The following is a 9,537-nucleotide window of genomic DNA, read 5'->3' as shown; positions in this document are numbered from 1 at the left end:
CTCGCCGTGGTCCGCGACGCCTCCGGCGACGCCACCGGCATGGTCAGCCTGGACGACCTGCTGGCCCGGCTCCTCCAGCCCCAGGCCGCCTGACGCCCAGCCCGGCCCCCCGTCCTCCGACGGGGGGCCGGGCCCGGCGCGGGCCTGAAGGCTGATCACCAACACGCCAGAGGGCCTGGTGTGCAAGTTGCACACCAGGCCCTCTGGTCACTGTCGGGGTGGCGGGATTTGAACCCACGACCTCTTCGTCCCGAACGAAGCGCGCTGCCAAGCTGCGCTACACCCCGATCATCTCCGCGTTCCCGCGGCGACGTCGTTTACTTTAGCCCACCGGTGGCCTGAGGCGAAATCCGGTTTTCGGGCGGCTGCGGACCACCCCGGGACAGAGGTGGTCGACGGCGACCAGGAGGACGCCGAGGCCGTAGCAGGCGAGGGCGACCAGGAGGGCGTTGCCGACGGTGCCGAGGGTGCCGTTGCGGGTGGCGTCGAGGAAGGGGAAGGGCGCGCGGCCGGGCGCGTCCGCCGGGAGCAGGACGGCACGGCCCAGGGTGAGGCCCAGGTAGGTCAGGGGGTAGAGCAGCCAGGCCGTGGCGTGGCGCAGCCGGAGGGTGCGCGGGGCGGTGAGCAGGAGCCAGTCCAGCAGGGCGGCCGCCGGGACGACCACGGTGAGCAGCAGGGCGGCCACGGTGGCCCAGGGGGCGCCGGGCCCGGGGTCGGAGAAGGAGGGGCGGCCGGGGACGGCGAAGGCGTGGACCAGGGCCGCCAGCAGGACGTAGAGGAGCGCGGCCCCGGTGAGGGCGGGCCGCACGGGGCGGCCGGCACTCCAGGCGCGCTGGGCGGAGACCAGGAGGACGGCCGCCAGCAGGATGTTGGCCTGCACGGTGAAGTGGGTGAGGGCCTGCAGGGGACGGCCGAGTGCCAGGCAGATGGCCACGCCGCCCGCCGCGGCCAGGGCGGTGGACAGCCGGAACAACGCGGTGAGGGGGCGGCGGGCCGGGGGTATGACGGCTGTCGGGGGGACGTACGAGGGCGTCAGCTTGGCCCTGCCCGGCACCGGGGGGAGGTCCGGGATGTCCCTGGGTAGGGGAGCGGTCATGCCCTCACGCTAGGCAGAACGGGGCATGGCGGGCGATCTCGCGGGGCCGAACGAGGGACGCCGGGTGCGGTCCCGGGCCGGGCCCTCGGAAGGGCCGGCCCTTGGGACCGCCGGCGTCAGAGCGCCCAGTCGCTGCCGACCAGCGTCAGCAGCGTCGCCTCCGGCGGGCAGGCGAAACGGAACGGGGTGTACCGGTTGGCCCCGCAGCCCGCGGAGACGTGCAGGTAGGACGTGTTGCCGCCGGCCGTGTGGGTGGAGAGGCCCTTCACCCGGTCGGTGTCCAGGTCGCAGTTGGTGACCAGGGCGCCGTAGAACGGGATGCAGAGCTGCCCGCCGTGCGTGTGGCCGGCCAGGATCAGCGGATAGCCGTCGGAGGCGAACGCGTCCAGCGACCGCAGGTACGGGGCGTGCACCACGCCCAGGGAGAAGTCGCCGGAACCGGTCGGGCCGCCCGCGACCTCGTCGTACCGGTCCCGCTTGATGTGCGGGTCGTCCAGTCCGGTCAGCTCGACCGAGACGCCCTCGACCTTCAGCGTGCCGCGGGTGTTGGTGAGGTTGAGCCAGCCCGCCTCGTCGAACGCGTCCCGCAGCCCTTCCCAAGGGTTGTGGACGGCGCCGGTGACCGGCTCGTTCCCGTTGAGCCCGTGCTTGCCCTGGACCTTCTCCACCAGGTACTTGGCGGGGTTGCGCAGCCGCGGACCGTAGTAGTCGTTGGAGCCGAAGACGTACGCGCCGGGGAACTCCATCAGTGGCTCCAGCGCGTCCAGCACCTCCGGCACGCCCTCGGTGTCGGAGAGGTTGTCGCCGGTGTTGATGACGAAGTCGGGCCGCAGGCCGGCCAGCGAACGCAGCCAGCGCTGCTTCTTGCGCTGTCCGCTCACCATGTGGATGTCGGAGACCTGGAGGACGCGCAGCGGACGCATTCCAGGGGGCAGGACCGGAACGGTCACCCGGCGGAGCCGGAACGAACGGGCCTCGAACCCGGCGGAGTAGACGAGACCGGCGGCGGCGGCCGCCGTGACGCCGAGGGGGACCTTGTAGAGCGCGCGCATGCCGTCCATCGTGTCAGGGTGCCCCGAGGACCGTAAATCAAGGGGCATTCGCTGCGACACACCTGCGACAATCAAGCCATGACCACGCTCAAGTCGAAGCTGCAGGAAGACCTCAACGCGGCGATCAAGGGGCGCGACGAGCTGCGCTCCTCGACGCTCCGGCTCACCCTGACCGCGATCACCAAGGAGGAGGTCGCGGGTACGGAGAAGCGCGAGCTCTCCGACGACGAGGTCCTCAAGGTGATCACCCGTGAGGCCAAGAAGCGCCGCGAGGCCGCGGAGGCGTTCGCCCAGGGCGGTCGCGCCGAGAGCGCCGAGCGGGAGAAGGCGGAGGGCGAGCTGCTCGCCGGGTACCTGCCCCAGCAGCTGAGCGACGACGAGCTGAACGCGCTGGTGGACCAGGCGGTCGAGGAGGCCCGGGCGGCCGGCGCCGAGGGGCCGAAGGCCATGGGCCAGGTCATGAAGATCGTGAACCCGAAGGTGGCCGGACGCGCCGAGGGCGGCCGGGTGGCCGCCGCGGTGAAGAAGCGTCTGCTGGGCTGACGGCCTCCGGTCGCCCCCCGGCACAGCACTCGGCCCCCTCCCCGCACGGCGCGGGGAGGGGGCCGAGTGCTGTGCCCACGAGGCGTCAGGGGCAGGCGTCGGGCGCGGGGGTCAGGGGCCGTTGCCGCCGCCGTTGTCGTTGCCCTGCACGAAGCCGCCGGTGGTGGCGCCGCCGTTGAGGTCGCCCGTGGTGCCACCGGTCAGGTCCCCGCCGGTCAGGCCGCCCACGGTGATGCCGCCGTCGGTGGTCACGCCGCCGTCGGCGCCGGCGGTCGTGGCGCCGCCGTTGCCGTTCCCGCCGGTGAACAGGCCGGAGATCAGTCCCTCGCCGGGCCGTCCGTCACCGCGGCCCTTGTCCTTGTCGTCGTCCTTGGGCTTGTCGGCGGGGATCTCGACCCTGTTGAAGGCCGGTGCCTCCTTGCCCTGCAGAGCGCCGGACATCGCCTGCCGCCATATCGGGCCGGGGCCCGCGCCGCCGGAGACCTTGGCGAAGTACGTGCCGCCGATGGTGATGTCCACCATCTTCACCTGCTGCATCGGGTCGCCGAGCCACACCGCCGTGGACAGGTTCGGGGTGTACCCGACGAACCAGGCGTTCTTGCGGAAGTCCGTGGTACCGGTCTTGCCCGCGTTGTCCCGGTCGCTGAGACCGGCACGGGCGCCGGTGCCGGAGTCGGTGACGCCGGAGAGCAGGGTGTTGACCGCGTCCGCGGTCCGCTCCGACATCGCCCGCCTGCAGGTCGACTTCGGCACCTCGAGGCTCTTCTTCTTCTCGCCGATCTTCTGGGTGACCGACTCGATCGCGACCGGCGAGCAGTACATGCCCCGGGAGGCGAAGGTGGCGTACGCCGAGGCCATGGTCAGCGGGGAGATCGACGGCGTGCCGAGGACGATGGAGGGCTTGCCGTCGGGCAGCTTCTTGCCGTCGCCCGTGCGGATGCCCATCTTCTCGGCCATCTCCAGGGTGGGGCAGAGGCCGAGGTCGCCGACCATCTGGACGAAGTAGGTGTTGATCGAGAGCTTCATCGCCTCCTGGAGCGAGTACGGCCCGACCTCCTCCGGCGTCTCGTTCTGCGTCATCTCGCCCTGGTTGTAGGTCTCCTTGCAGCCCTGCACCCTGGGGTACGGCATCTTGTTCGGCGACGGGTAGACCTTGCCCAGCGGGAGGCCGCCCTCTATCGCGGCCGCGGCGAGGAACGGCTTGAAGGTCGAGCCGGTCTGGAAACCGGTGCTGTTGCCCATCGCCTGGTCGACCGAGTAGTTGATGACGGTCTGGTGGTCCTTGTCGCTGGAGCCGTACGGCCTCGACTGGCCCATCGCCAGGATCTTGCCGGTGCCGGGCTCCACCATGGTGGCCGCGGCCGCCACCTTGTCGTCCTTGTTGACGTGGCCCTTCAGCGAGGCCTGCACGGAGTCCTGCGCCTGCGGGGCCAGCGTGGTGCGCACGGTCAGACCGCCCTGGTTCCACAGCTTGGCGCGGGTCTCGCGGTCCTTGCCGAACGCGGGGTCGGTGAGGAAGACGTTGCGGACGTAGTCGCAGAAGAACCCGGCGCCCTTCACGGCGGTGATGCAGCCGTTCTTCGGGGAACTGATCTTCAGCCCCAGCGGCTTCTCCTTGGCCGCCGCGGCTTCCTTCCCGGAGATGTCCCCGACCTGTGCCATCCGGTCGAGGACGACGTTGCGCCGCTGCTCGGCGGTCTTGGGGTTGTTGACCGGGTCGTAGCGGGTCGGCGACTGGACCAGACCGGCCAGCAGCGCCGCCTCCTGGAGCTCCAGGTCGTCGGCGGACTTCGAGAAGTAACGCTGCGAGGCGGCCTCGACGCCGTAGGCGGACTGTCCGAAGTAGGTGATGTTCAGGTAGTTCTCGAGAATCTTCTTCTTCCCGAGCTCCTCCTCCACCTGGATCGCGTACTTCAGCTCCTGGATCTTGCGGCCCAGGGTCTGCTGGGTGGCCTGGGCCACCTTGTCCGGGTCGTCGCCCGCCTCCTCCACGAAGACGTTCTTCACGTACTGCTGGGTCAGCGTGGACGCGCCCTGGGTGACCTCACCGCTGCGCGCGTTGCTGTTGAGCGCGCGCAGGACGCCCTTCAGGTCGACCGCGCCGTGCTCGTAGAAGCGGGCGTCCTCGATCGCCACGATCGCCTTCTGCAGCTCCGGCGCCATCTTCTTCAGCGGGACCACCGTGCGGTCGCGGGAGTACACCGTCGCGATCTTGCCCCCGTCGGCGTCGAGGATGGTGGTGCGCTGGCTGAGCGGCGGGGTCTTCAGGTTCGCCGGGATCTCGTCGAAGCTCTCGACGGATCCTTTCGCCGCGAGTCCCAGGGTCCCGAAGGCGGGCAGGGCGATGCCGGCCAGCACGCCTCCGGCGAGGACGCTGACTCCGAGGAACTTCGCGGCCTGCTGGACTGGCGACAGGCCTCCACCCGAGCGCTTGTTTGGCATGAGGGCAGCCTACGTTCTCGTTTGCCGGACAGAGGTAAATGCCTTGGCCTAAGCTGCTCCCGGCTGTCACGACAGCGGGTGAGCGGTAGACCCGTAAGTCGGGACGCCCGACGGCCCCGGATCGTTCCGGAACCGCGTGATCTCCTTCCCGGGGGATGCCCGAATCATCCCTCCGAAAGCTTCTGTGCCCCTTTCGTGGGGAGTGGTCTGTCCTGTGATGTCGCGAAGATCCTATTTGTCGTCAGGCCACTCCTCCGGGTGATCTGCCGCTTACCCATAGTCCGTTCGGGCCATTCAAGATTGGGCCCGACGGGGGTGTTGCACTCTGTCCACCTTCCGTAACGTCCTCAACTGGCGGCGGTGAATATGCCGCTGCCGCCGTGGGGGAGCCTCGATTCGGGAGAGGACGGCGCCGGTATGGGCTGGGTTACCGACTGGAGTGCGCAGGCGGCCTGCCGCACTACCGATCCGGATGAACTGTTCGTTCAAGGAGCAGCGCAGAACAGGGCCAAGGCGGTGTGCACCGGATGCCCGGTGCGGACGGAGTGCCTGGCCGATGCGCTCGACAACCGCGTCGAATTCGGCGTGTGGGGAGGCATGACGGAGCGGGAGCGCCGAGCGCTGCTGCGCCGCCGGCCGACCGTGACCTCCTGGCGTCGTCTGCTGGAGACGGCGCGTATGGAGTACGAGCGGGAGGCAGGAATCCTGCCGCTCGACGAGACCAGCGAGTCCTACGAGAGCTACGCGGCGGTGAGCTGACCGCCGCCGCCGTCGCCGACCGAGCGCGGTGAGCTGCCGCCGAAGTACCGGTGAGCTGCCGCCGGGGCGGTCGCCGGAGTGCCGGTGAGTCGCCGTTGAGGCGGCAGTGGAGGGCGGGAGCCGGGGTCAGGCAGTGACCCCGGGCCGCCGCTTCGCCGTTTTCGCCTGCCCGGCGTCGTCGGCCTGCTCGGATGCGCTTGCGGATGCGGATGCCGGTGTGGATGCCGGTGCCGACTGTTCCGCTCGTTCGGAAGCGTCCGCCTGCTCCGGCACGTCTGCTTGCTCCGGCACGTCTGCCGGGGCCCGCACGTCTGCCGGTGCCGGCACGTCCGGCTGCTGCGGCGCGTCCGCCTGCTCCGGCGCGTCCGCCTGCGCGGTGGCGTCGGCGACCGCGGGGTGGTGCGCGTCGGTGGTCGCGGGGCGGCGGGCGGCCAGGCGCTCGCCGATGTCCCGCAGTCCCGCCAGGTCGTGCACGTCGCCGGCCAGCGCGGGCACCTCCGTCACCGGCACCTCCGGGTGGAGCGCCGTGAAGCGGTCCCGTGTGCGCTGCTCACGGGCTATCAGGCGCATGCGCTCGGCATGCAGGCGCAACAGACCGGCGGTGAGCCGGTCGGTGTCCGCCGGGGTCTGCGCCGTGGGCCGGGGTGCGGCGGGGGAGCCTTGAACCGGTTGACCATCCGGAGCAGCGAACACTGAACTGCCGTGTGTATCGGGTGAGTTACCCGCTTCTTTCCCGCTCGTGTGATCGACAATGCCGTCGGACGGGAAATTTTCCGCCTCCAGGGTTTCCGCCGCCGCGATCGCCCGTTCGGCGGAGAGCTGGGCGGCGTCACTGCCGTGCACCCGGTTCAGCACCAGACCCGCCAGCGGCATCCTCTCGGCGGCCAGCCGCTCCACGAAGTAGGCCGCCTCGCGCAACGCGTCCCGCTCCGGCGCGGCCACCACGAGGAAGGCGGTACCGGGCGCCTGCAGCAGCCGGTAGGTGGCCTCGGCGCGGCTGCGGAAGCCGCCCAGGGTGGTGTCCATGGCGGCCACGAAGGTCTGCACGTCCTTCAGCAGCGAGCCGCCGAGCAGCTTGCCGAGCGTGCCGGTCATCACCGACATGCCGACGTTGAGGAACTTCATCCCGGCCCGGCCGCCGAGCTTGGCCGGGGCGGTGAGCAGCCGGATCAGCTTGCCGTCGAGGAACGAACCGAGCCGCTCCGGTGCGTCCAGGAAGTCCAGCGCGGAACGGGAGGGCGGGGTGTCCACCACGATCAGGTCCCACTCGTCCCGCGCCCGCAGCTGGCCGAGCTTCTCCATCGCCATGTACTCCTGCGTGCCGGCGAAGCCCGCGGAGAGCGACTGGTAGAAGGGGTTGGCCAGGATGGCCGCGGCCCGCTCCGGGTCGGCGTGCGCCTCGACGATCTCGTCGAAGGTGCGCTTCATGTCGAGCATCATCGCGTGCAGCTCGCCGCCCGCGGAGCCGTCGATCCCCGGCACCCGGCGGGGGATGTTGTCCAGTTGGCCGATGCCCATCGACTGGGCGAGCCGGCGGGCCGGGTCGATGGTCAGGACGACCACCTTGCGGCCGCGCTCCGCGGCCCGCAGGCCGAGGGCCGCGGCGGTCGTCGTCTTGCCGACGCCCCCGGAGCCGCAGCACACCACGATGCGGGTGTCCGGGTCGTCCAGCAACGGGTCCAGGTCGAGTTCGCGATCGGGGTCCAGGCTCATGACATCCCTTGGGTCCGCAGCAGTGCGGCCAGCCCGTAGAGGCCGGCCAGGTCGACTCCGTCGGTCAGCCGGGGCAGTTCGGCGAGCGGCGCTTCGATCCGGTCGAGCGCCTCCCGCTGTTGCCGCTCCAGGGTGTACCGCTCCGCGTACTCCTCGGCCTGCCGCAGCAGCGGGTCCACCAGGCGCTCCGCCGCCCCGCCCCGCCGGGCGCCGCCGAGGCCGGCCGCGGCCAGCGAGCGGGCCACCGAGGCGCGCGGCACCGAACCCGCCAGCTCCAGCCCGTCACCGTCGAGGAGGGCCGGGCGGACCATGTTGACGACCACCCGGCCGGTCGGCAGCCCCGCGGTGTGGAGCTCGGCGATGCCGTCCGCCGTCTCCTGGACCGGCATCTCCTCCAGCAGCGTCACCAGGTGCACCTGTGTCTGCGGGGACTTGAGCACGCCCATGACCGCCTGCGCCTGATGGTGTATCGGGCCGATCCGGGCGAGCCCGGCGACCTCGTCGTTCACATTGAGGAAGCGGGTCACCCGGCCGGTCGGCGGGGCGTCCATCACCACGTGGTCGTAGACGAAACGGCCTGCCTTGTCCTTGCGGCGCACGGCCTCGCACGCCTTGCCGGTCAGCAGGACGTCCCGCAGGCCGGGAGCGATGGTGGTGGCGAAGTCGATGGCGCCGAGTTTCTTCAGCGCCCGGCCGGCGCCGCCCAGCTTGTAGAACATCTGGAGGTAGTCCAGCAGGGCCAGTTCGGGGTCGATGGCGAGGGCGTGCACCTCGCCGCCGTCGGGAGCCACCGCGATCTTCCGTTCCTCGTAGGGCAGCGCCTCCGTCCCGAAGAGCTGCGCGATGCCCTGACGGCCCTCCACCTCCACCAGTAGGGTGCGCTTCCCCCCGCTGGCGAGGGCGAGCGCGAGAGCGGCGGCGACCGTGGTCTTCCCGGTCCCGCCCTTGCCGCTGACTACCTGGAGCCTGCTCACGTCGTCGAGCCTAACCATTCGCGGTTCTTCCACGCCGTGCCTGTGGACAACCGGGGCCCGGCCCGGGCGCCCTGTGGACAACTCAGGGAGTGGCGGCGCCAGCGGTTAGAGTCGCCCCATGAAGAAGTGGGAATACGCGACCGTGCCGCTCCTCGTGCACGCGACGAAGCAGATCCTCGACACCTGGGGCGAAGACGGCTGGGAGCTCGTCCAGGTCGTGCCCGGGCCGAACCCGGAGCAGCTGGTGGCCTACCTGAAGCGGGAGAGGCAGGCGTGAGCAGCGTCGAGGCCCGTCTCGCCGAGCTGGGCGTGACGCTGCCCGAGGTGGCCGCGCCGCTGGCCGCCTACCAGCCGGCGGTCCTCTCCGGCGCGTACGTCCACACCAGTGGGCAGCTCCCCATGGTCGGGGGCAAGCTGCGGGTCACCGGCAAGGTCGGCGCCGAGGTCACGCCCGAGGAGGCCAAGGACCTGGCCCGCCTCTGCGCGCTGAACGCGCTGGCCGCGGTGAAGTCCGTGGCCGGTGACCTCGACCGCGTCGCCCGGGTGGTGAAGGTCGTCGGCTTCGTGGCCTCCGCCCCCGACTTCACCGGCCAGCCCGCCGTCGTCAACGGCGCGAGCGAACTCCTCGGCGAGGTCTTCGGCGACAAGGGTGTCCACGCCCGCAGTGCGGTCGGCGTCGCCGTCCTCCCCCTCGACGCCCCGGTCGAGGTCGAGCTCCAGGTGGAACTCACCGACTGACGCCACATCCGCCCCGTCATGGCGGGGCGGGTCGTGCCGCCCCCGGACGCAAGCCCGCCCCAAGCCCGCCCCTCCCGGCCCGTGCCTGTCCCGCCCGCGGGCGCGATCCGTATGCGGGTGATCGTGCCGCTGGGGGCAGGAGCAGGAGCAGGAGCAGGAGCGGGTTGCGGACCGCGACCACGCAGGCGACGGTCCGCCGCGCGAGCCGGAGTCCCCGTGA

Annotated in this window: 9 protein-coding genes and 1 tRNA gene; 4 read left to right on the top strand and 6 right to left on the bottom strand. The window is 71.3% G+C overall.

The features are described from left to right. Window positions 1–213 precede the first annotated feature (213 nt). The 3 genes from HW445_RS09620 to HW445_RS09610 all read right to left on the bottom strand — a co-directional run bounded on the left by HW445_RS09620 (window position 214) and on the right by HW445_RS09610 (window position 2,148). A tRNA-Pro gene (locus tag HW445_RS09620) sits at window positions 214–287 on the bottom strand. Window positions 288–322: 35 nt separating this feature from the next. Further along, the gene (locus HW445_RS09615; protein WP_180220610.1) at window positions 323–1,096 is read right to left on the bottom strand and encodes a Pr6Pr family membrane protein; all 774 of its coding nucleotides are present in this window, start codon (window positions 1,094–1,096) and stop codon (window positions 323–325) included. Window positions 1,097–1,212: 116 nt separating this feature from the next. Then, entirely contained in the window at window positions 1,213–2,148 is a 936-nt protein-coding gene (locus HW445_RS09610) for a metallophosphoesterase (protein ID WP_180220611.1), read from the bottom strand. A gap of 78 nt (window positions 2,149–2,226) precedes the next feature. Between HW445_RS09610 and HW445_RS09605 the strand changes: the two genes are divergently transcribed. Beyond that, window positions 2,227–2,691 carry a GatB/YqeY domain-containing protein gene (locus tag HW445_RS09605; RefSeq protein ID WP_180220609.1) on the top strand — a complete coding sequence of 155 codons (465 nt, stop codon included), beginning with the start codon at window positions 2,227–2,229 and terminating at the stop codon, window positions 2,689–2,691. A 111-nt stretch (window positions 2,692–2,802) separates the two neighbouring features. Here HW445_RS09605 and HW445_RS09600 read toward each other — a convergent pair whose 3' ends face one another. Then, window positions 2,803–5,133: a transglycosylase domain-containing protein gene (locus tag HW445_RS09600; RefSeq protein WP_180220608.1), complete on the bottom strand. Its 2,331-nt coding sequence runs from the start codon at window positions 5,131–5,133 to the stop codon at window positions 2,803–2,805. 417 nt (window positions 5,134–5,550) lie between these two features. Here HW445_RS09600 and HW445_RS09595 point away from each other — a divergent pair, with 417 nt between their 5' ends. Further along, on the top strand, window positions 5,551–5,892 hold the full coding sequence (locus tag HW445_RS09595) for a WhiB family transcriptional regulator (protein ID WP_174887184.1): 342 nt from the start codon (window positions 5,551–5,553) through the stop codon (window positions 5,890–5,892). Between the two features lie 126 nt (window positions 5,893–6,018). Here HW445_RS09595 and HW445_RS09590 read toward each other — a convergent pair whose 3' ends face one another. Next, window positions 6,019–7,605 (bottom strand): ArsA-related P-loop ATPase, encoded by a 1,587-nt coding sequence (locus tag HW445_RS09590; protein WP_374939624.1) that lies wholly within the window; start codon window positions 7,603–7,605, stop codon window positions 6,019–6,021. After that, the gene (locus HW445_RS09585; RefSeq protein WP_180220607.1) at window positions 7,602–8,579 is read right to left on the bottom strand and encodes an ArsA-related P-loop ATPase; all 978 of its coding nucleotides are present in this window, start codon (window positions 8,577–8,579) and stop codon (window positions 7,602–7,604) included. Before HW445_RS09585 ends, HW445_RS09590 begins: the two co-directional genes overlap by 4 nt. A 118-nt stretch (window positions 8,580–8,697) precedes the next feature. On the opposite strand from HW445_RS09585, the gene HW445_RS09580 reads away from it, so the two are divergent. After that, window positions 8,698–8,856, top strand: coding sequence for a DUF4177 domain-containing protein (locus HW445_RS09580; RefSeq protein ID WP_180220606.1), 159 nt, complete (start codon window positions 8,698–8,700; stop codon window positions 8,854–8,856). Further along, window positions 8,853–9,317, top strand: a complete 465-nt coding sequence (locus HW445_RS09575) for a RidA family protein (RefSeq protein ID WP_180220605.1) — start codon at window positions 8,853–8,855, stop codon at window positions 9,315–9,317. The genes HW445_RS09580 and HW445_RS09575 overlap by 4 nt, the downstream gene beginning before the upstream one ends. Window positions 9,318–9,537: the final 220 nt, after the last annotated feature.

The sequence above is a fragment of the Streptomyces sp. UH6 genome (assembly GCF_013421635.1).
Taxonomy (GTDB): Bacteria; Actinomycetota; Actinomycetes; order Streptomycetales; family Streptomycetaceae; genus Streptomyces; species Streptomyces abyssomicinicus.
This window is presented reverse-complemented; position numbering and strand designations above follow the sequence as displayed.

What these genes read in the sequence shown, in the direction of transcription:
- HW445_RS09615 (WP_180220610.1), bottom strand. Translation starts at nt 1,096, where the DNA reads ATGACCGCTCCCCTACCCAGGGACATCCCGGACCTCCCCCCGGTGCCG.
- HW445_RS09610 (WP_180220611.1), bottom strand. Translation starts at nt 2,148, where the DNA reads ATGCGCGCGCTCTACAAGGTCCCCCTCGGCGTCACGGCGGCCGCCGCC.
- HW445_RS09605 (WP_180220609.1), top strand. Translation starts at nt 2,227, where the DNA reads ATGACCACGCTCAAGTCGAAGCTGCAGGAAGACCTCAACGCGGCGATC.
- HW445_RS09600 (WP_180220608.1), bottom strand. Translation starts at nt 5,133, where the DNA reads ATGCCAAACAAGCGCTCGGGTGGAGGCCTGTCGCCAGTCCAGCAGGCC.
- HW445_RS09595 (WP_174887184.1), top strand. Translation starts at nt 5,551, where the DNA reads ATGGGCTGGGTTACCGACTGGAGTGCGCAGGCGGCCTGCCGCACTACC.
- HW445_RS09590 (WP_374939624.1), bottom strand. Translation starts at nt 7,605, where the DNA reads ATGAGCCTGGACCCCGATCGCGAACTCGACCTGGACCCGTTGCTGGAC.
- HW445_RS09580 (WP_180220606.1), top strand. Translation starts at nt 8,698, where the DNA reads ATGAAGAAGTGGGAATACGCGACCGTGCCGCTCCTCGTGCACGCGACG.